Origin of the sequence: Lentzea sp. NBRC 102530 (assembly GCF_030269365.1) — a bacterium.
GTDB lineage: Bacteria > Actinomycetota > Actinomycetes > Mycobacteriales > Pseudonocardiaceae > Lentzea.
This window is the reverse complement of sequence record NZ_BSTF01000007.1, coordinates 364,126-382,651: the sequence shown is the minus strand read 5'-3', so window position 1 is coordinate 382,651 and position 18,526 is coordinate 364,126. Positions and strand designations below refer to the sequence as shown.

The following is an 18,526-nucleotide window of genomic DNA, read 5'->3' as shown; positions in this document are numbered from 1 at the left end:
CCGAGTCACAGCACTGAGCACTCGGCCGGAAGTCCTGTCCGTGGTCGCGCTCGCTTCGCGAGCGCGTTTCACTTCCGGGCAGTTGCTCAGAAGGCGTCCTCCGTGAAATCGCTCGGCAGATCATCGTCGTAGTCGCCGCGTGACGGCCGGGCACGTTGCTGACCGGCCGCGACGATGTCGTCGAGGTTCTGCCCCTCCTTGATCCCTGCGTAGGCGCGCTTGAGCGACGGCATGCTGGTCTGCATCGCCCGCTGCACGTCGGGGTCGTGCACGGCCCGGCCGGACGCGATGTCCTGCCAGGACAGGGCACCCGAGTCGACCTTGCGCTGGAGGTCCCTCAACGCGTTGGGCGCGTCCTTCGACTTCGCGAACTTCTCGATCTCGGCGATGTCGGCGGGGGAGAGGTCTCCGCCGCGGCTCTGCACCCGCGACGCCTCGAGGGCGACCTTCTCCAGTTGCGCGCCGCGCGCGTCGAGATCCTGTTGCCAGGCCTGCAACTGCTGGCGGGCGCTGTCGTACGGGAACGTCATTCCGCACCGCCTGAAGTGGCCTTGTCGGCCCAGCGTTCTTCCTTCGCGGCCTCGTTGAACTTGCTGCGCGCCTTGTACCCGCTCTTGGCCACACCCCACGCGCCGCCGCCCGCTGCGGAGGCGCCGTCGCTGAACTTCTCCCTGCCGTCCTGCCACGCGTCGACCACGTCGAAGAAGTCGTTGACGTCGCGGACGTCCGGGATGCGCGCGAGGGCCGTGCCCATCAGCCTGATGCCGTTGATCATGCCCTTGACGCCCTCGATCAGCGTCTGCATCGACTGGATGAGCTTGCGCACCTGGTCGACGATGTTGACCACGTCGTAGACCATCCACACCGCGCGGCCCCAGCCGACGAGCGGGATCCACGCCGTCATCGCGGCCTTCATCAGCTTGTCGCAGATCTTGTCGAGCAGCGTCAGCGCGAGCTTCGCGGCCGTCCGGCAGGAGCTCGCCATGTTCTTGAAGCGGTCGCCGATGAACTTCGCGATCTGCGAGTCCCACTCGATCGCGGTGGTCCACGTCCGGCGCACGCGGTTCTCGAAGCTCTGCGCCGCGCCGCCGTCCCAGTGCGGCGCGAGCTCCTCGACGCCGTTGTTCACGTTGTGCCGCACGTTGTCGAGCGCCTTCGCGATCCGGTCCCACGCGGCGGCGTTCGCGTCGATCTTCTCGAAGTCGCCCGCCAGCGGCATGACCAGGTCGCGCACCAGGTCGTCACCGGTGACCTGCTGGTAGATCCAGTTGACGCCCTGGATCTTCCACCCGGCGGCCTCGATCAGCTCCTTGACGGTCTGCCGTCCCGGCCGGTCCTCGGGCGCGGCCCGCAGCGCGACGTTCGGGTCCTCGACGTCCTGGTACCCGTTGCACACCCCGGCGCTCATCCGCCCAGCCCCAGGAACCGGCCGAGCCACGACGGGGCCTCCGCGGACCCGGCCGCCGTGTCGATCAGGCAGACGCCGACCTCGTCCGCCTTCTCGTAGGCGCGCGCGGCCTTGACCAGCGACTCGGCGTCCTGGCCCATCTTCCCGTTCGCCGCCGTGAGCGTCTCGCCGTAGAGCTGGGCGACTCCGATCACGACGGGATCGAGCAGGGACAGCAGCCCGGTGAACCCGGACGTGTCCCCGCCCTTCTCGATCGCGTGCTCCCGGATCGTCAGGAAGTGCTCGGCCTGGCGTTCGAGCAGCCCGCTGTACCCGCGGAGCTCATCCGGCTCGACGTGGAACTTCTCTCCCATAACCGGGAAAGTCGTCGCTGCGCGTCAAGCGATACATAAGGATTCCTGATGGGGTGGATCAGTCCTGCGCCCTGAGCATCGGCGCCATGTCGAACACGCTGATCACGTGGCTGATCCTGCCGTCGGTGACGGTGAGGTACTCGGTGCCGTGCACGTTCCGCACGAACGGCAGATCGATGTTGTAGACGGTCACGGCACGGCTGTCGCGCGCGAGCACGTCGAGCACCTCGCCCCTGGTGAGCCTGCCGACGAACGGCGCCAGGAACTGCCGGTAGCCCTCGATGCCCTCGATGCGCCCGGTGGGTGCCTCGCACACGACGTCGTCGGCCACGAAGCCCAACGCCGTCTCGGCGTCCCCGCTCGTCCAGGCCTTCACGTACTGCTCGGCGATCATCTGCGCGGTCATGACCGGTGGTTCCTCTCGTTCGATCCGATGTGGACCAGAGTCTTGCGCGCCTTATATGACATCCCCTGTCATGTACGTGGAGGAGATTGGGGAACATGAAGTCCGACCGGTTGCTCTCGATCCTGCTGCTCCTGCAGACGCACGGGCAGCTGTCCGCCGCCGACCTGGCCGCCCGGCTGGAGGTGTCGGCGCGCACGATCATGCGCGACTTCGAGGCCCTGTCGGCCGCGGGCGTGCCGGTCTACACCGTGCGCGGACCGCAGGGCGGCATCGCGCTGCTGCCCGGCTACCACACCGACGTCACCGGGCTCACCGCCGACGAGTCCCGCGCGTTGTTCGTGGTGCTGGCGGGCTCGGCGCACGCGGACCTCGGCCTCGGCCAGGCCCTCGGGTCGGCGCTGCGCAAGGTGATGGCCGCCCTGCCCGCCCCGCACCAGGGCGGCGCCGACCTGACCAGCAGGCGCGTCCTGATCGACCCCGTCCGCTGGCGCGGCTCTCCCGGGGCCTCGGACCTGGAGGTCTACCAACGGGCCGTGTTCGCCGACCGGCGGCTCCGGCTGCGCTACCGGCACGGGCGCGACAACCGGGTCCGCACCTACACCGTCGACCCGTACGGCTTGGTCAACAAGGCCGGCGTCTGGTACCTGGTCGCCGACCACCAGGGTGAACCGCACCTCTACCGGCTGGACCGGGCCCGGTCGGCCGTCGTCGTCGCCGAGCCCGTCCGGCGCCGGGCCGGGGTGGAACTCGACGACGCCTGGGAGGCGTTGCGCCGCCGGATCGACGACCTCCCGTCGCCGGTGGCCGTCACCGCTTTGGTGCGGGACGACGTGCTGGCGTTGTTCCTGCGGATGCACGAGGGGGATCTCGACGGCCCGCCGGTGCCCCGCGACCCCGGTTGGAACGAGGTGCGCGTGCGGTTCCGGTCGTTGCGCGCCGTGGAGACGCTGCTCGCGTTCGGCGCGGGCGTCGAGGTGCTCAGCCCCGACGCCGCACGCGATGCCCTTGCCGCACAGGCGAAGGCGATCGCCGACCTCTACGCGGTCAGCTCGGCACCTCGTCCAGGTACGCCTGCGCCTGGAGCGTGAACAGCTCGGCGTAGCCCGCCTTGGCCGCCATCAGCTCCTCGTGCGTGCCGTACTCGGCGACCTTCCCGTGCTCCAGCAACAGGATGCGTTCCGCCTGTCGCACGGTCGAGAACCGGTGCGAGATGTACAGCGTCGTCCGGCCCTCCGACAGCTCCCGCAGCCGGGAGAACAGGTCGTGCTCCGCCTGCGCGTCGAGGGCCGAGGTCGGTTCGTCGAGCACCAGGATCGGTGCCTCCCGCTGGAACGCCCTCGCGAGCGCGATCTTCTGCCACTCGCCGCCGGACAGGCTCACGCCCTGGTCGAACCAGCGGCCGAGCGGGCTGTCGTAGCCGCGGGGGAGACGTTCGATCCGTTCGTCCGCACCGGCGCGGCGGGCCGAGTTCTCGATGTGCTCGCGGTCCTCCAGCCGGGTCAGGTCGCCGAGACCGATGTTCTCCGCCGCTGTGCCCTGGTACGTCACGTAGTCCTGGAACATCGCGCTGATCCGGGTGCGCAGCGCGACCGGGTCGTACTCGCGGATGTCGACGCCGTCGAGCAGGATGCGCCCGCCCGTCGGGTCGTAGAGGCGGCAGAGCAGCTTGAACAACGTCGACTTGCCCGCGCCGTTGCGGCCCACGACCGCCACCGTCTCGCCGGGACGGATCTCGAAGCTGACGTGGTCCAGCGCGGGTTCCGGCGCCCCCGGATAGCTGAAGGTCACGCCGTCGAAGGTGATGTGACCCTCCACCGTGGACGGCATCGGGCGCGGTCGCGCGGGTGCGGTGATCTCCGGCTTCGTGTCCAGGAACCGGTACAGCGTGTCGAGGTAGAGGTTGTTCTCGTACATCCCGGAGAACGCCGTGAAGAGTCCCGACACCGACGCCTGCACGGAGGCCGCGGCGGCCGTGTACAGCGCCAGGTCGCCCAGCGTGAGCCTGCCGCCGACCGCTTCGAGCGCGATGTACAGCGTGATCGCCGACCCCGCGGCCGTGCTCAGCAGGCCCCAGGACGTCGAACTGACGTTGCGGTTGACGGTCAGCTTGCGTGATCGTTCGTAGGCCACCGTGCCGAGCCGGCGGAACCGGTCGACGAAGTACGGGCCCAGGCCGAAGAGCTTGGTCTCCTTGGCGTACGTGTCCGTGGTGACCAAAGAGGACAGGTAATCCATCCGCCGCTTGATCGGCGACATCATGAACGTCAGCCAGAACGCGCGCGAGCCGTACTTCGACTGCGAGATGAACGCCGGGATCGGCGCCAGCAGCGCGACGAGCGCCAGCAGCGGGCTGATCGCGACGAGCAACGCGATCATGCTGCTGAACGTGATCAGCGTGCGCAGCAAGCCCAGCGCGGAGTTCATCATCGCGAGCGGGCGCGTCGGTGCCTCCTGCGCGGCCTGGCGCAGCATGTCGTACGACGTCGAGCCCTCGAAGTACGCGAGGTGCAGGTCGCTCGCGTGCGCCATCACCCGGTGCCGGATCGTCAGCGTCATGCGTTCCTGCAGCAACGACTGCGCGATCGACGTCAGCGCGCTGCTCAGCGCGGTCCCGGCGAGCACGGCGAACTGGAACAACGCCACGTTCACGATGTCGCGCGTGGTGCCGGTGCCCTGGATCGCCGCGACGACGGAGTCCAGCAACAGCTTCGCGACGTAGGCCGTCACGGTCGGCAGGAGTCCCGCCAGCACCGTGATCAGCGCCAGCACGATCGTCAGGGCCGGGCTGGCCTCCCAGGTCAGCCGCGCGACCTTCGGCAGGCCGCGGACCGTGCCCACCACGGACGTCCGCACGCGCTTGAGCCGTGAGCGCAGGTCCTTCGGTTCGTCGTCCTGCGTCGGTTCCGGGATGTCGACCGGCCCGGTGAGCCCGCTGTCCGGCACCGTCGACGCGCGCCGGCGGCGGTTTCTCCGCCCCAGCGCGAACTCCATGCCCCCTCCCGGGATCATCCAGCCTCCACAGCGCCGTGCAGGAAGAAGTCGACCACCTGGCGCGTGGTGGGCGCTTCGACGTCCGGCGCCAGCCTGCGGCCGCCGGACAACAAGGTCAGGAACAGGCCGGCGAGCTGCTCGGGTGGCAGCCTCATCCGGTCCTCCTCGGGGTCGAACAGCTCGACCACCGCCGCGCGGATGGCGACCATCGACTCGCGGCGAGCGCCCCTGCGGGGGCTCTTCGGGTCGCGGTGGCGGACCCGGCCGGACGCGTGCAGGGCGCTCATCAGCGCGCTCATGCGTTCGAGGTGCGCGCCGAGTGCGTCGGCGGCCTCGACCAGCCGGTCCTCCAGGGGCTGGTCGGCGGGGATCTCGGCGATCGCGTCGAGCACGTGGTCGGGTTTCAACGCCTCGGCCGTGCAGGCGTCGAGGAGCTCGTCCTTGTCCTTGAACGCCCGGAAGACCGTGCCCTCGCCGATGCCCGCGGCACGGGCGATCTGGCTGCTCGTGACGTTGGCGCCGTGCTCGACCAGGAGCGGCAGCACCGCGTGCACGATCATGGCGCGCCGCTCGTCGGCGCTCATGCCCGGCGCTCGTCGCCGGGTCTCGGGTGCTGGTGTCATGCACCCATAGTGCGGAGTGAGCGCTCACTCCGTCAAATGAGTTCGCCGGGTCCCTTCAGCAACACCCTCGCGACCTGCGCCAGGTCGGGGTTCGCGCCACCGGCCCTCGCCACGTCCATGAGGGTGGCGACGGACCTGCCCCAGCACTCGGCGAACTCGTTGATCATGCACGCCGACCGGTCCTGCACGCCGGACACGGGGAACACGACCGAGATCAGCTCGCTGAACCGGGCGGCGACGGCGGGGCTCGCCGCGGGGTTGAGGGCGGCGGCCGCCTGCGCCTCGAGGTAGTCGCGCACAGCGGCCCGGATGCGCTGGTCGTTCACCACGGAGAGGGCCACGGCCGGTCACCGTCCCCCGCCGAGACGGCCCAGGTCCTCCAGTTCGCGCAGCCTGCCCTGCCTGTCCCGGCCGCCGATCGGCCGGAACTCGCGGAGCAGCCGGGGGCCCTCGGGGTGGCCGCGGAGCAGACGCGCGTAGTCGTCCCAGCTCAGCTCTGCCCGGCGGCGGGCGTTGTCGATCTCGTCGACGGATGACCTGGCCATCGGTGCTCCTCGGATCGGCGGGAATTCCTCCTGGTGCGGACAAAGCTCGACTCGGCCGGTACATCGGACCGGAATGCGTCGGCGTTATGCGGCGTGCGCGGATCGAGTCCGCATTTCGCCCCGGAAGATCGCCTGTAGGCTGCGGGCGGCAGGTGGGGCGTCAAACAGTCGGCGCGGTGGAACTCCCTGCCGAGTTCGTCGTGTGCCGGCTGCCTGAGGAGACCTGTGTGACTGCGGACGCGGAGCGCGCCCAGACCCTGACCGACCTGTTGCGCGCCAACAGCGAACCCCTGATCGACCAGTGGGTGAGCGCGGTCGCCGCGCTGCTGCGCGGGCGGTCGACGCGGGTGGAGCTCGAGGCCGACTTCAAGGAGTTCTTCGCGGCGTTGCTGCCCCTGGTCGGGCGGGACGGCAAGGACACCGGCGGGCCCGAGTTCGCCGAGATCCGGTCGCTGCTGGAGGAGTACTCGCGCACGCGGGTGCGGGCGGGCTTCACCCCGTCCGAGACGGCGGCGAGCGTGTTCTCCCTCAAGCGGCAGGTCTTCGACCTCACCGAGAACAGCGACGACCCGCAGATGTTCCGCCAGCTCATGGCGTTCTCCGGGCTGCTGGACGCGCTCGGCCTGCTGACGTTCGAGTTCTACGCGCGGGCTCGTGACGAGATCATCCGCGAGCAGTCCGAGCAGTTGCTGGAGCTCACCACGCCGGTGGTGAAGATCTGGGAGGGCGTGCTGGCGGTGCCGCTGGTCGGCACGCTCGACTCCGCCCGCACCCAGGTCGTGATGGAGAAGCTGCTGGAAGCGCTCGTCGAGACCGGGTCCGAGCACGCGATCATCGACATCACCGGGGTGTTCGCCGTCGACACGCAGGTCGCGCAACACCTGCTCAAGACGGTCGTCGCGGCCCGGCTGATGGGCGCGGAGTGCATCGTGTCGGGCATCCGCCCGCAGATCGCGCAGACGATCGTGGCGCTGGGCATCGAGTTCGGTGACATCGTCACCAAGGCCTCGCTCGCCGACGCGCTGCGGCACGCGCTGCGCCGCGAAGGCGTCGACGTCGTGCGCCGCGAGGCCCAGTGATGGACCAACGCGTCCCGATCCTGAAGATCGGTGGTGTGCTGCTCGTCTCCATCCAGATCGACCTGCAGGACCAGAGCGTGCTGGCCCTGCAGGAGGACCTGGCGGAGAAGATCAGCGCCACCGGTGCGCACGGCGTGGTCATCGACATCTCGGCGGTCGAGATCGTCGACTCCTTCATCGGGCGGATGTTCGCCACGATCGCGTCGATCTCCCGGCTGTTCGACGCCGACACGGTGGTCGTGGGCATGCGCCCGGCGGTGGCGATCACGCTGGTGGAACTGGGTCTCACGCTCGGCGGCGTGCGGACCGCGCTCGACCTGGAACGCGGCATGAAGATCCTCGAGCAGCTCCGAACGCGGGACGCCTGATGCCGCCCCGGTCCGAAGGGCCGGAGGAGCTGCCGATCAGCGGGGACGACGACGTGGTCCGGGTGCGCCAGCTCGTGCGCACGTACGCGCAGGACACCAAGCTCTCGTTGGTGGACCAGACGAAACTGGTCACCGCGGCGAGCGAGCTCGCGCGCAACACGCTCATCTACGGCGGGGGAGGGTTCGCCCGCGTCGAGCAGGTCAGCGACGGGCGCCGCGCCGGCGTGCGCGCCTCGTTCCACGACGAGGGGCCGGGCATCCCGGACCTCACCCTCGCCCTCGCCGACGGCTGGAGCAGCGGCAGCGGACTCGGGCTCGGCCTGAGCGGCGCCCGCCGCCTGGTGGACCTGTTCGACCTCGACACCGAGGTCGGCCGCGGCACGGTCGTGACGGTGACCAAGTGGAAGAGGTGACTGCGGCGCAGTGCCTGCCGCTGGTGCGCGACGAGGCGTGGCTGCCGGTGGAGGAGACCGCCCACGTGGGCAGGATCCGCCGGGCGGTCACGTCCCTGGCCGAACGGCTGGGGTTCACCGCGAACCGCACCGCCGAGATCGGCCTCGCCGCCACCGAGATCGGGACGAACCTGCACAAGCACGCCTGGGACGGCGTCGTGCTGATCCGGTCGGTGCGGGGAGAGCACGACGCGGCCGTGGAGGTCGTCGCGATCGACCGCGGGCCCGGCATCGCGGATCTGGCGCTGGCGTGGGAGGACGGGCACTCCACGACCGGCACGCTCGGCGTGGGGCTCGGTGCCGTGGCGCGGCTCGCGACCTCCTGCGCGATGACGTCCCGGTTCGGCGCGGGCACCGCGCTGGTCGCGAGGTTCGCGCCCGTGCTCGACTGGAAGCCCGAGTGGGGCGACGAACCCGCGGCTGGGCTGACCAGGCCGATCAGCGGTGAGGAGATGTGCGGTGACGCCTACGCGGCCTGCCGCACCGCCGACCGCATGACGTTGATGATGTGCGACGGCTCCGGGCACGGACCGCTCGCGGCGGCGGCCTCGGACATCGCGGTGCGCCTGTTCCGCGAACAGCCCTTCCTGCCGCCGGAGCAGGCGGTCGCACGCCTGCACACCGCGTTGCGGGGCACGCGCGGGGGAGCGGTGGCGGTCGCCGACCTCGACCTCCGCGCCAGGACCGTGCGCTTCTGCGGGCTCGGCAACATCGCCGCGGCCGTGCTCGGCGACGACCGCAAGCACGGCATGATCTCGGTGCCCGGCGTGGCGGGTCACCAGGCGCGCACGATCCGCGCGTTCGACTACCAGCTCCCGGAACGCGCCGTGGTGGTGCTGCACTCCGACGGCCTCACCGAGCGCTGGGGCCCCGAGCAGTGCAGCGACCTGCGCGCCGACCCGCCCCTGCTGATCGCGGCGACGTTGCTGCGCGAGGCGGGGGTGCGCAGGGACGACGCCTGCGTGCTCGTGGCCAGACCGGCATGACCACCGACCTGCTGCGCCTCGTGGTCGGCGAGGAGCCCGACGTGTTCCTGCTCCGGCAGCGGGGCCGGCAGGTCGCGGCGTCGGTGGGGCTCGACGGCCAGGACCAGATCCGCGTGGCGACGGCGTTGAGCGACCTCGGCCGGGAACTCGTGCGCCAGGAGGTCAGCACGACCGCGGTCTTCCGGTTGCGGCGCGCCCCGGTCGCGGCCCTGCTCGTCGAACTGACCTGGCACGCGCCGGTCACCGCGGCAGGACCCGGCTGGGACACCGCGCGCAGGCTGATGAACGAGATGCTCACGACCTCGACCGGCGTGACGCTCGTGAAGCACGTCCCGCGCGCCGTCGTCCCCGACGGCGCGTTGCTGGACGACCTGCGCGACAGCACCGGCACCACCGCGCTCGACGAACTCCGCACCCAGAACCAGGAACTGCTGGAGACGCTCGAGCACCTGGAGGCCAAGAGCAAGGAGCTGGAACGGCTCAACGCCGAGCTCGAGGAGACCAACCGCGGTGTCGTCGCGCTCTACCAGGAGCTGTCCGACGAGCTGGAGCAGACCAACCAGGGCGTGGTCGCCCTCTACGCCGAACTCGACGCCAAGTCCGCCGAACTGCGCGAGGCGGCCGCCGCCCGGATCCGGTTCTGGTCCAACATCAGCCACGAGCTGCGCGGCCCGATCAACTCGGTGGTCGGCCTGACCCGGCTGCTCGGCGGGCCGGGCGGCGACCCCATGACCGACGACCAGCGCCACCACGTGGACCTGATCAACGAGTCCGCGGCGACGTTGCTCGCCCTGGTGAACGAACTGCTCGACACCGCCAAGGCCGAGTCCGGCAGCCTCCAGCCGCGACCGGCGCCGGTCGCGCTCGACTACGTGATCTCCCAGCTGCGGTCGGCGGTGCGGCCGTTGCTGCGCTCCGGTGACGTGAAGCTGGTCGTCGACGAGACGCCCGCGCTGCCGCCGCTGGTCACCGACGAGACGATGCTCGTGCGGATCCTGCGCAACGTGCTGTCCAACGCCGTCAAGTTCACCAAGCGCGGCGAGATCCGCTTCACCGCCGAGGCGGGCCCCGGACCCGACGAGGTCCGCTTCGTCGTCGTGGACACCGGAATCGGCATCCCGGCCGGCGAGCAGACCAGGGTGTTCGAGGAGTTCTACCAGGTGCCGAACGCGCTGCAGGTCGGTGCCGGCGGCACGGGCCTCGGCCTGTCCTACGCGCGCAAGCTCGCCGAGATCCTCGGCGGGACCCTGACGCTGAGCAGCACACCGGGCGTCGGCACCGAGGTCGTGCTGACCCTGCCCACCGCGAAGGACGAGCTCGTCCAGGCCGCGCCGGTCGCGTGCGCGGTGATCGCGGACGGCGACGAGGCGGGCCGCGCCCGGCTCCGCGACGCGTTGACGGGCATCGCCGCCGAGGTCGTCGAGACCGGCGACGGCCGCAGCGCCCTGAACCTCGCGAAGCAGCGGCGGCCCGACCTGGTCGTGGTGCACGCGGGCGCGCCGGTGATGAGCGGCAGTGCGGTGCTGTCGGTGCTGAGGCTTGATCCAGAACTCGCCGGGGTACCAGTGGTCATCGTGTGCGGCGACGATCCCGGTGGTCTGGCGCGCAGCGTGCACGGTCTCGGCGCGGCGATGCTGCACGAGGCCCGGATCTCGCCGGAAACGGTGTCCCGGGCGATCAGGGACGCCCAGCTCACCGCACGCAGAACGGACAGCCGATGAACCCGACAGCCATGGGCGGCGGACCGGCCAGGGTCCTCGTGGTCGACGACCTCGAAGCGAGCCGCTTCATCGCGTGCACCTGGTTGCGCCGCAACGGTCACACGGTCGTCGAGGCGACCACGGCGGCCGAGGCGCTCGTCGCGCTGGAAGCGGACTCGTTCGACCTGATCCTGCTCGACGTGCACCTGCCCGACATGAGCGGCTACGACGTCACGGAGCGGATCAAGTCGGATCCCCGCACGAGCTCGATCCCCGTCGTGATGCTGTCGGCGACCTACATCGAGCCCGAGGACAAGGTCACCGGCCTCACCCGCGGCGCGGACGCCTACCTGACCGAGCCGGTCGATCCGGGGGAGCTGCTCGCCAACGTCGAGGCGGCGCTGCGTTACCACCGCGCCCGCGCCCTCGCCGAGCACCTGGCCGCCCGGCTGACCCGGCTGACCACCGCCACGTTCGCCATCAACGCCGCGACGACGTTCGACGCGCTCGCCGAGGCGGCCGCGATCGGGGCCGCGGACGTGCTCGGCACGGCGGCGACCGCGGTCCTCACCACCCCGTCGAACTCCCTGCGCGTCGCGGCGGCGGGCGTCGGTCCTCCTGACCGGCCGGACATCGCCGAGGTCGAGCAGTGGATGTCGGCCCGGCTGTCCGGCGTCGGCGTCGCGCTCGTCGAGGACGGTCCCGCGCCGTGGCACCCGGTGCAGCCCGCCGCGGTGGTGCTGGTGCGCACCAAGCCGCGCAGGCCGCCCATCGGCATCGCGGTCGCGTGGACGGCGGTGACGAGCGACGAGGACCGCAACCTGCTGCGCCAGCTCGGTCAGGCGACGGCGCTCGCGGCGGAGGGCCTGCACACGTTCGCGGAGGAGCACTCGCTCGCGCTGACGTTGCAACGCAGCCTGCTGCCCCGCACGTTGCCGAGGAACCCGGCGCTGCCGATGACGGCGAGGTACGTGCCGGCGTCGAGCAACGCCGAGATCGGCGGCGACTTCTACGACGTCATCGAGCTCGACGACCACGTGCTGATCGCCATCGGGGACGTGTGCGGCCACTCGATCGAAGCCGCCACCGTCATGGCGGAGGTGCGGCACACGTTGCGCGCGTACGCCGTCGACGGGCACCGGCCGGCGGAGATCCTGCGCCGGGTCGACGCCCTGCTCCAGCGCTTCCACCCGATCGGCGGGCTGACCACGATGTGCCTGCTGCGCGTGGACCTGGCGACGGGCACGATGGCCGTCGCGAACGCGGGCCACGTCCCGCCTCTCGTCGTCGACGACCAGGGCGCGCGCTACGCCGGCGTCCACGGCCCGTTGCTGGGCATCGGGCTGGCCCGCCCGGAAGCCACCGAACTGCCGTTGCCGCCCGGCACCACCGTCCTGCTGATCACCGATGGCCTGGTCGAACGGCCGGGCGTCGACCTGGACGAGGGCATGGAGAAGCTGCGCGGCACCGTGTCGAACACCGAGGACATGGACGACCTGGCCGACCGCCTGCTCACCGAACTGGGCCAGGGCAAGCAGGACGACATCGCGCTGCTGTTGCTGCGACGGCTCGGATGACGGCCCTGGTGGCGGACCTGCCCGTGGAACCCGGCATGTCGATGTCGTCGCTGCGCAGGCAGCTCACGACGGTCCTGCGGATGCTCGGCGAGGACCACCTCTACGACGTCCAGCTCGTGGTGACCGAGCTCGTGACGAACGTCCTCGACCACACGCCGAGCACCGGCCGCCTGCGCCTCCTGCTGGGTCACGACCCGTGCGAGGTGACGGTGGAGGTGGACGACGGCTCGCCCGCCCAGCCCGTGTACGGCCGGTCCCGCCTGGGGGAGAACCGGGGCAGGGGAATCGTCGTCGTGGACAACATCTCCCGCGAATGGGGCTGGCGGCCGGGCGTGGTGACCGGCAAGACGGTCTTCGCCGTGGTGGCCTGCGTCAGCTGACGACCCGGACGGCCCATCTCGGGCGGGACTCCCATCGGACCGGGCTTCGACACAGGCCCTAGGCTGGCGATCATGACGAAGCACCGGTGGGCCGCCGAGGACCTTCCCGACCTGACCGGGCGCACCGTCGTCGTGACGGGTGCCGCCAGCGGGGTGGGCCGGGGCACCGCCACCGCCTTCGCCGCCGCAGGGGCCCGCACCGTGCTGGCGGTCCGTGACGTCGCCGCCGGTGAACGGGCGGCGGCCGCCATGTCCGGCACCACCGAGGTCCGAGCGCTGGACCTGGCGAACCTCGCGTCCGTGCGGGCGTTCGCCGAGGGCTGGCAGGGCGACCTCGACGTCCTGGTCAACAACGCCGGGGTGGCGATGACGCCGTTCGGCCGCACGGCCGACGGGTTCGAGCTCCAGTTCGGCACCAACCACCTGGGCCACTTCGCGCTGACCAACCTGCTGCTGCCGTCGATCACCGGCCGCGTGGTGACGGTGGCCTCCGGCGCGCACAAGGTGGGCGTGCTCGACCTCGACGACCTGGACATGGCCCGCGCCGGCTACACGGCGGCGAAGGCCTACGGCCGCTCGAAGCTCGCGAACCTGCTGTTCACCCTCGAGCTGGACCGCCGCCTGCGCTCTGCCGGGTCGCCGGTGCTCGCGTTGTCGTCGCACCCCGGCTACACGGCGAGCAACCTGGGCACCAAGGGCCGCAACCCCTACCTGGTCAAGATCGTCCACTTCGCCGGGCGCCACCTGGCCCAGACCGAACTGCAGGGCGCGCTGCCGTCGCTGTACGCGGCGACCCAGGACCTGCCGGGCGCGAGCTACGTCGGGCCGGACGGCCGGTTCGAGCTGCACGGCCACCCCGCGCTGGTGGGGCGGTCGGCGGCGGCCAGCGACCCGGTGCTGGCGGGGCGGCTGTGGGAGACGTCGGAACGGCTCACCGGGGTGAGCTTCCCGCTGGCGGAGCAGAAGGACCGTGCCGAGTAGTCAGGAGGCGGTCCGCGAACTCCTGCTGGACGGCGTGGACGACTGGGTGTCGCTGGACCGGATCATCTGGGCCGCGCGGCAGGTCTCGGAGTCGAGCAGCGCGGATTTCGGCGACGAGTTCCGCGACCTCCTCGACACCCTGGTCCGAGGCGGCCTCGTGGTGCCCGGGGAACTCGGCGACAGCGGCTTCGAGAGGTGGGGCGGAGAGCCCGGCGAGCTCATCGCCCGCGTCATCGAGCAGGCGCAGGAGTTCGGCTGGGCTCCGCAGGGGGCCGGGTGCTGGTTCGCGAACACCGAACTCGGTGATCGAACGGCCGGGTGAGGCGGCGCGTCACAGCCAGCCGCGGCGCTCCGCCAGCGACCCCGCCTGGAACCGCGACGACGCCCCGAGCTCGTTCATCAGCCGCTGCAACCGCCGGTACGTGGTCAGGGCGTTCCAGCCGTCCACCCGTGCTGCCCCTTTCCCGAACCGTTCTGGGACAACGCTGGACGTGCCGCTACCGGCTCTCCCGCAGGATCGCGCCACCACCGCCCAGGAACGCGTCGACCTCGGCCGCGTCAGGACTCGTGGCCGGACCGGACCGGGTGACGGCGAGCGCGGCGGCCGCGTTGGCCCGGCGCGCGGCCTGCTGAGGTGGGAGCCCGGCGGCGAGCCCGGCCGCCAGCACCCCGGCGTGGGCGTCACCGGCGCCGTTGCTGTCGACGGCGTGCACCGGGAAACCGGGGACCAGCACCGGTTCCCGCACCTGCGACCCGGCCAGCCAGCAGCCCGCCGCACCGTCCCGCACGACGACCAGCCCTCCGGGGCGGATGCGTCCGGTCAGGGCGGAGGCGGCGGCCGCGAGGTCGGTGAGACCGGTCGCGACGGCCGCCTCGCGGGCGTTGGCGCTCAGCACGTCGGTGCGCCGCAGCACCGGGCCGAGCACGGCGGGGTCGAGGTCGCCGACCAGCGGGGACGGGTCGGTGATCAGCCGCGTGCCGGTGGGCAGGCCGGGCAGCCAGCCGGTGAGCGCGGCCGCGTTGACCGGGTGGGCGAGGCTGTAGCCGGAGACGTGCACGAGGTCGCGTTCGGTGACGTCCACGCGGTCGAGGTCGGCACGGGTCAGCCTGCCCTCCGCGCCGACGGCGGTGACGAACGTCCGCTCGGCGGAAGGATCCACCAGGACGACGCAGTAGCCGCTGTCCACGTCGTCGAGTCCTGTTTGGACGACCGAGGCGCCGCTCTCCTGCAGTGCGGCCCGGACGATGTCGGCCATCGGGCCGGTGCCGTACTGGCCCGCGAACACCACCGGCAGGCCGGCGCGCCGGGCGGCGACGAGGGTGTTGAGGCCGCCGCCCGCGGTCATCCGGGAGTCCGCGGCGATGACGTCGCCGCCCGGTTCCGGCAGGTGGGCGACGGTCATCACGATGTCGACGATCACGTTGCCGGTCGAGATCAGCCTGGCCTCAGTCACGGGCACCACCCAGGGCGAAGTAGCCCGCCGCCGCCACGGCGAACGTGACGATCCAGCCGATGGAGCTGAAACCGCCCGCCAGCAACAGGTACCCGGCGACGATGGCGACGGCCCAGGCCGCGGTCGCACGCCATTCGACGCCGCCCTGGTACCAGTAGGCGCTCGCGCGGGTCATGTCGAGCAGCGCGTCCGGGTCGTAGTGGCGGCGCTTGACCATGTCGACGAGGAACACGCCGAGCCAGGCCGTGATCGGGATGGCCAGCAGCGAGATGAAACCGATGAAGGGGCCGTAGAAGTTGTCGGCCAGCAGCATGAAGTAGATCGCGCCGAGGAACGTGACGGTCACGTCCAGCGCCACCGCGTACACCCGTGGCACCCGGACACCGAGGGTGAGCGTGGTCAGCCCGGCCGAGTAGACCGACAGGTGGTTCGACAGCAGCAACCCGCCGAACGCCGCGATCAGGTACGGCACGGCCATCCAGGACGGCAGCAGCTCGCGGATCGCGGCGACCGGGTCGGACGCGGATGCCAGCGAGTCGTCGCCCGCGGTGAGCAGGGCGCCGAGGCCGATCAGCAGCACCAGCGGGATGCCTGCACCGGCGGCGCTCGCGCTGATCAGCCTGCCCGCGCGCACGCTCGTCTTCTGGTAGCGGGCCATGTCGGCGCCCGCGTTGGCCCAGCCGATGCCCGTGCCGCCCGCGATCACGCCGATCCCGGCCAGCACCGCGGTGATCGGTCCCGCCGGCATCGCGGCGACGGCGTTCCAGTCGACCGTGGCCACCAGCACGACGCCCACGACGACGTTGAGCGCGCCGAAGATCCACGTCGCCCACTTCTGGATCACCAGGATCGCGGCGTGGCCGAGGCCGGAGACCAGCAGCGTGCACAGTTCGAAGATCGCGATCGCGACGATCGTCAGCACCGGCACGGACTTGGCGTCGGTGGCGGTGCCGAACGCGATCGTGAACAACGACAGCAGCACGAACGCCCCGGTCGTGGTGTTCACCGTCTCCCAGCCGAGGCGGGACGCCAGGGCGACCAGGGTCGGACCCGCGTTGCCGCGCGTGCCGAACACGGCGCGGGACAACGTCATGCTCGGCGCGCCACCCCGCCGTCCGGCCACCGAGACGACGCCGACCACCGCGAACGATCCCGCCGCGCCGACCGCCGCGACGATCAGCGCCTGCCAGACGTTGAGGAACTGGAACGCGACCAGCGTGGCGCCCAGCGGCAGCCCGAGGATGGAGATGTTGGCGGCGAACCACACCCAGAACAGCTGCAGGGGGTTGCCGTTGCGGTCGGCGTTCGGCACGGGCTCGATGCCGCGCTGCTCGACGGCGCTCAGGGCACCGCGGGTGGTGGTGGACATGGCTGTCTCCAGACGACGGTGGTGGAAACGCTTCAGGGGCGGCGCCGCGGCCTTTCGCGCAGAGCGAGCAGGGTGCTCACGAGCGGGTCGAGTGCGAGGTCGTTGACGCTCGCGACGGTCGTCACGGCGGCGGCGGGCCAGACCTCGATCCCGTGCACCGCACCGAGAACGGCTCCCGTCATAGCGGCGATCGTGTCGGTGTCGCCGCCGAGACCCGCGGCCTGGCAGAGCGCGGCCCACGGGTCGTCGGCCAGTGCCGCGAGCGCCAGCGCCGCGACCACGGACTCCTGCGCGGCCACGGACGTGCCGACTACCTCGATCAACGCCTCTTCGCGGGCACGCACGGAAAGCGACTTCAAGTAGGGGAGTGCCCAGCGCAGCCGGGCCGCGATCGTGCCGCCCGCCACCCAGTGCCCACGCCGGCCGCCCTCCTCGGCCGCGGCGACGGCGACCTCGACGGCCTCGGGCAGGCTCGCTCCACCCACGCCCGCGCTCACCGCGGCGCCGACGGCGGCCGCGGCACCGATGCCCAGACCCGTGTTGTGCGTGGGAGCGCTGGTGTGCGCGACGACGTCCACAAAGGACTTCAAATCCGAGGCGTCACAGGCGATCCCGACCGGTGTGATGCGCATGGCCGCTCCGTTGGTGGCCCCGTTCCGACCGGCCTCGTCCGCGGGAACCCCGTCCTCCAGCCGCGCCAGCGCCGCCTTGGTGGACGGCCCCAGCAGGTCGAGCGACCCGCGTGCGCGCATCCGGTCCTCCCACGCGAGCAGCCGCCGCGCCAGTTCGACCGGGTCGACGACGCCGTCGTTCTCGACCAGCAACTGCGCGAGGAGCACGGCCTGCTCGGTGTCGTCGGTGATCGACCCCGCCGCCATGCCGTGCGCGATCCGCTGCCGGGGCCCGGCGGCGACCAGTCCGGTGATCGGCCCGTGGTCGGCGAGGATCTCCGCGCGGGACATCGACTGCGTGGGCATCCCCAGCGCGTCGCCGAGCGCCAGTCCCCAGAACGCGCCGAGCGCGTTGCTCTTCACCTCAGCCCCCGAAGCTCACGTGCAGCCGGAACCGCTTCGGGTCGAGCCAGCTCACGACCTTCTCGACGAAGTTCCCGTCGGCGTCGCGCGCGATCCGGGTGGTGTGCAGGAACATCTCGCCCGGCTCCCGCCCGAGCAGCCGCGCGTCGGCCTCGCCCAGCGCCGCGACCGCGATCCACTGATCTCCCCGCGCCGGCACCAGGCCGGAAGCCGTCATGGTCTCCGACAACGAGTCGTCGGTGAGCCCCAACTCGGGGACCTGCCGCACCGCACCGACCGCCGGCACGCGGCTGCGTTCCAGCGACACGGCGGTCCCGTCACCCACGAGCCGGCGGATCCGGTCGAGCGCCAGGAACTCCATCGCGCCCGCTCCGACCGTGGCCGCCAGGTCGGGATCGACCACCCGTTCCGCGCGCACGACCTCGGCCCTGGTGTGGACGCCGGTCATCGCGAGCGCGAGACCCCAGCTCGGCGACTCGTCGAGCGACCGGCCGTCGAACGTGACGAACGAGCCGACGCCCGTCTGCGTCTCGATCAGGTTGTCGCGGGCCAGGCCTTCGAGCGCGCCCCGGACGGTGCTGCGGCTGACGGCGAACCGGCGGGCCAGCTCGTTCTCGCCCGGCAGCAACGAGCCGGTCGGGTGCTCGCCGGAGCGGATCGCCTCGCGCAGCCGTTCCGCGACCTCCTGGCGTTTGAGCGACGATCGTCCGCGACCCTGGTTGTCCATACCTGGACCATACCTGTCCGGTACCTGTCTGACTAGGTGTCGGGACATCGCCGAACGCACGGACCGTTTTTACGCGATCTTGATGCCTGACCC

22 protein-coding genes are annotated in these 18,526 nt (G+C 71.5%); 10 read left to right on the top strand and 12 right to left on the bottom strand.

Annotation, left to right across the window (positions count from 1 at the left end; genetic code table 11):
- Positions 1-86: 86 nt before the first annotated feature.
- From QSK25_RS21350 to QSK25_RS21335, 4 genes are read right to left on the bottom strand one after another with little or no spacing between them, the layout of a single operon-like run.
- Positions 87-530, bottom strand: coding sequence for a hypothetical protein (locus QSK25_RS21350; RefSeq protein ID WP_285640590.1), 444 nt, complete (start codon positions 528-530; stop codon positions 87-89).
- Positions 527-1,408: a WXG100 family type VII secretion target gene (locus QSK25_RS21345; protein WP_285640589.1), complete on the bottom strand. Its 882-nt coding sequence runs from the start codon at positions 1,406-1,408 to the stop codon at positions 527-529. Before QSK25_RS21345 ends, QSK25_RS21350 begins: the two co-directional genes overlap by 4 nt.
- Entirely contained in the window at positions 1,405-1,761 is a 357-nt protein-coding gene (locus QSK25_RS21340) for a hypothetical protein (protein ID WP_285640588.1), read from the bottom strand. The genes QSK25_RS21345 and QSK25_RS21340 overlap by 4 nt, the downstream gene beginning before the upstream one ends.
- A gap of 58 nt (positions 1,762-1,819) precedes the next feature.
- Positions 1,820-2,167, bottom strand: a complete 348-nt coding sequence (locus QSK25_RS21335; protein ID WP_285640587.1) for a nuclear transport factor 2 family protein — start codon at positions 2,165-2,167, stop codon at positions 1,820-1,822.
- 95 nt (positions 2,168-2,262) lie between these two features.
- Between QSK25_RS21335 and QSK25_RS21330 the strand changes: the two genes are divergently transcribed.
- Positions 2,263-3,255, top strand: coding sequence for a helix-turn-helix transcriptional regulator (locus QSK25_RS21330; protein WP_285640586.1), 993 nt, complete (start codon positions 2,263-2,265; stop codon positions 3,253-3,255).
- On the opposite strand, the gene QSK25_RS21325 is transcribed toward QSK25_RS21330, so the two are convergent.
- The 4 genes from QSK25_RS21325 to QSK25_RS21310 all read right to left on the bottom strand — a co-directional run bounded on the left by QSK25_RS21325 (position 3,212) and on the right by QSK25_RS21310 (position 6,326).
- Complete coding sequence (locus QSK25_RS21325) at positions 3,212-5,158, bottom strand: ABC transporter ATP-binding protein (RefSeq protein WP_285640749.1); 1,947 nt, start codon at positions 5,156-5,158, stop codon at positions 3,212-3,214. The two genes, QSK25_RS21330 and QSK25_RS21325, sit on opposite strands and share 44 nt — an antisense overlap.
- A 14-nt stretch (positions 5,159-5,172) precedes the next feature.
- Complete coding sequence (locus QSK25_RS21320; protein WP_285640748.1) at positions 5,173-5,742, bottom strand: TetR/AcrR family transcriptional regulator; 570 nt, start codon at positions 5,740-5,742, stop codon at positions 5,173-5,175.
- Positions 5,743-5,813: 71 nt separating this feature from the next.
- The gene (locus QSK25_RS21315) at positions 5,814-6,122 is read right to left on the bottom strand and encodes a hypothetical protein (RefSeq protein ID WP_285640585.1); all 309 of its coding nucleotides are present in this window, start codon (positions 6,120-6,122) and stop codon (positions 5,814-5,816) included.
- A gap of 6 nt (positions 6,123-6,128) precedes the next feature.
- A complete protein-coding gene (locus tag QSK25_RS21310) occupies positions 6,129-6,326 on the bottom strand; it encodes a hypothetical protein (RefSeq protein ID WP_285640584.1) in 198 nt (65 codons plus the stop codon).
- Positions 6,327-6,553: 227 nt separating this feature from the next.
- Here QSK25_RS21310 and QSK25_RS21305 point away from each other — a divergent pair, with 227 nt between their 5' ends.
- The 9 genes from QSK25_RS21305 (at position 6,554) to QSK25_RS21265 (ending at position 14,171) form a co-directional block, all read left to right on the top strand.
- Positions 6,554-7,405, top strand: coding sequence for an STAS domain-containing protein (locus QSK25_RS21305; protein ID WP_285640583.1), 852 nt, complete (start codon positions 6,554-6,556; stop codon positions 7,403-7,405).
- Positions 7,405-7,773, top strand: a complete 369-nt coding sequence (locus QSK25_RS21300; RefSeq protein ID WP_285640582.1) for an STAS domain-containing protein — start codon at positions 7,405-7,407, stop codon at positions 7,771-7,773. The genes QSK25_RS21305 and QSK25_RS21300 overlap by 1 nt, the downstream gene beginning before the upstream one ends.
- Positions 7,773-8,186 (top strand): anti-sigma regulatory factor, encoded by a 414-nt coding sequence (locus QSK25_RS21295; protein ID WP_285640580.1) that lies wholly within the window; start codon positions 7,773-7,775, stop codon positions 8,184-8,186. The genes QSK25_RS21300 and QSK25_RS21295 overlap by 1 nt, the downstream gene beginning before the upstream one ends.
- Positions 8,174-9,211, top strand: coding sequence for an ATP-binding SpoIIE family protein phosphatase (locus tag QSK25_RS21290; protein WP_285640579.1), 1,038 nt, complete (start codon positions 8,174-8,176; stop codon positions 9,209-9,211). Before QSK25_RS21295 ends, QSK25_RS21290 begins: the two co-directional genes overlap by 13 nt.
- Complete coding sequence (locus tag QSK25_RS21285) at positions 9,208-10,932, top strand: ATP-binding response regulator (protein WP_285640577.1); 1,725 nt, start codon at positions 9,208-9,210, stop codon at positions 10,930-10,932. Before QSK25_RS21290 ends, QSK25_RS21285 begins: the two co-directional genes overlap by 4 nt.
- Positions 10,929-12,488 carry a fused response regulator/phosphatase gene (locus QSK25_RS21280; RefSeq protein WP_285640576.1) on the top strand — a complete coding sequence of 520 codons (1,560 nt, stop codon included), beginning with the start codon at positions 10,929-10,931 and terminating at the stop codon, positions 12,486-12,488. Before QSK25_RS21285 ends, QSK25_RS21280 begins: the two co-directional genes overlap by 4 nt.
- Positions 12,485-12,868: an ATP-binding protein gene (locus QSK25_RS21275; protein WP_285640575.1), complete on the top strand. Its 384-nt coding sequence runs from the start codon at positions 12,485-12,487 to the stop codon at positions 12,866-12,868. The genes QSK25_RS21280 and QSK25_RS21275 overlap by 4 nt, the downstream gene beginning before the upstream one ends.
- Positions 12,869-12,940: 72 nt before the next feature.
- Positions 12,941-13,849, top strand: a complete 909-nt coding sequence (locus QSK25_RS21270) for an oxidoreductase (RefSeq protein WP_285640573.1) — start codon at positions 12,941-12,943, stop codon at positions 13,847-13,849.
- Positions 13,839-14,171, top strand: a complete 333-nt coding sequence (locus QSK25_RS21265) for a hypothetical protein (RefSeq protein ID WP_285640571.1) — start codon at positions 13,839-13,841, stop codon at positions 14,169-14,171. The genes QSK25_RS21270 and QSK25_RS21265 overlap by 11 nt, the downstream gene beginning before the upstream one ends.
- A gap of 175 nt (positions 14,172-14,346) precedes the next feature.
- Here the strand turns inward: QSK25_RS21265 and QSK25_RS21260 are convergent, their stop codons facing one another.
- From QSK25_RS21260 to QSK25_RS21245, 4 genes are read right to left on the bottom strand one after another with little or no spacing between them, the layout of a single operon-like run.
- Positions 14,347-15,303: a PfkB family carbohydrate kinase gene (locus QSK25_RS21260; protein ID WP_285640569.1), complete on the bottom strand. Its 957-nt coding sequence runs from the start codon at positions 15,301-15,303 to the stop codon at positions 14,347-14,349.
- Entirely contained in the window at positions 15,296-16,672 is a 1,377-nt protein-coding gene (locus tag QSK25_RS21255) for a purine-cytosine permease family protein (protein ID WP_285640568.1), read from the bottom strand. Before QSK25_RS21255 ends, QSK25_RS21260 begins: the two co-directional genes overlap by 8 nt.
- Positions 16,673-16,704: 32 nt before the next feature.
- On the bottom strand, positions 16,705-17,706 hold the full coding sequence (locus QSK25_RS21250) for an ADP-ribosylglycohydrolase family protein (RefSeq protein ID WP_285640566.1): 1,002 nt from the start codon (positions 17,704-17,706) through the stop codon (positions 16,705-16,707).
- A 1-nt stretch (position 17,707) separates the two neighbouring features.
- Positions 17,708-18,433, bottom strand: coding sequence for a GntR family transcriptional regulator (locus QSK25_RS21245; protein ID WP_285640565.1), 726 nt, complete (start codon positions 18,431-18,433; stop codon positions 17,708-17,710).
- Between the last annotated feature and the right edge of the window lie 93 nt (positions 18,434-18,526).

Bases quoted from the DNA above. Each gene is read 5' to 3' on its own strand.
- QSK25_RS21330 (WP_285640586.1), top strand. From the start codon at position 2,263: ATGAAGTCCGACCGGTTGCTCTCGATCCTGCTGCTCCTGCAGACGCAC.
- QSK25_RS21340 (WP_285640588.1), bottom strand. From the start codon at position 1,761: ATGGGAGAGAAGTTCCACGTCGAGCCGGATGAGCTCCGCGGGTACAGC.
- QSK25_RS21325 (WP_285640749.1), bottom strand. From the start codon at position 5,158: ATGGAGTTCGCGCTGGGGCGGAGAAACCGCCGCCGGCGCGCGTCGACG.
- QSK25_RS21245 (WP_285640565.1), bottom strand. From the start codon at position 18,433: ATGGACAACCAGGGTCGCGGACGATCGTCGCTCAAACGCCAGGAGGTC.
- QSK25_RS21275 (WP_285640575.1), top strand. From the start codon at position 12,485: ATGACGGCCCTGGTGGCGGACCTGCCCGTGGAACCCGGCATGTCGATG.
- QSK25_RS21320 (WP_285640748.1), bottom strand. From the start codon at position 5,742: ATGAGCGCCGACGAGCGGCGCGCCATGATCGTGCACGCGGTGCTGCCG.
- QSK25_RS21310 (WP_285640584.1), bottom strand. From the start codon at position 6,326: ATGGCCAGGTCATCCGTCGACGAGATCGACAACGCCCGCCGCCGGGCA.
- QSK25_RS21345 (WP_285640589.1), bottom strand. From the start codon at position 1,408: ATGAGCGCCGGGGTGTGCAACGGGTACCAGGACGTCGAGGACCCGAAC.
- QSK25_RS21280 (WP_285640576.1), top strand. From the start codon at position 10,929: ATGAACCCGACAGCCATGGGCGGCGGACCGGCCAGGGTCCTCGTGGTC.
- QSK25_RS21255 (WP_285640568.1), bottom strand. From the start codon at position 16,672: ATGTCCACCACCACCCGCGGTGCCCTGAGCGCCGTCGAGCAGCGCGGC.
- QSK25_RS21270 (WP_285640573.1), top strand. From the start codon at position 12,941: ATGACGAAGCACCGGTGGGCCGCCGAGGACCTTCCCGACCTGACCGGG.
- QSK25_RS21335 (WP_285640587.1), bottom strand. From the start codon at position 2,167: ATGACCGCGCAGATGATCGCCGAGCAGTACGTGAAGGCCTGGACGAGC.
- QSK25_RS21350 (WP_285640590.1), bottom strand. From the start codon at position 530: ATGACGTTCCCGTACGACAGCGCCCGCCAGCAGTTGCAGGCCTGGCAA.
- QSK25_RS21285 (WP_285640577.1), top strand. From the start codon at position 9,208: ATGACCACCGACCTGCTGCGCCTCGTGGTCGGCGAGGAGCCCGACGTG.
- QSK25_RS21300 (WP_285640582.1), top strand. From the start codon at position 7,405: ATGGACCAACGCGTCCCGATCCTGAAGATCGGTGGTGTGCTGCTCGTC.
- QSK25_RS21295 (WP_285640580.1), top strand. From the start codon at position 7,773: ATGCCGCCCCGGTCCGAAGGGCCGGAGGAGCTGCCGATCAGCGGGGAC.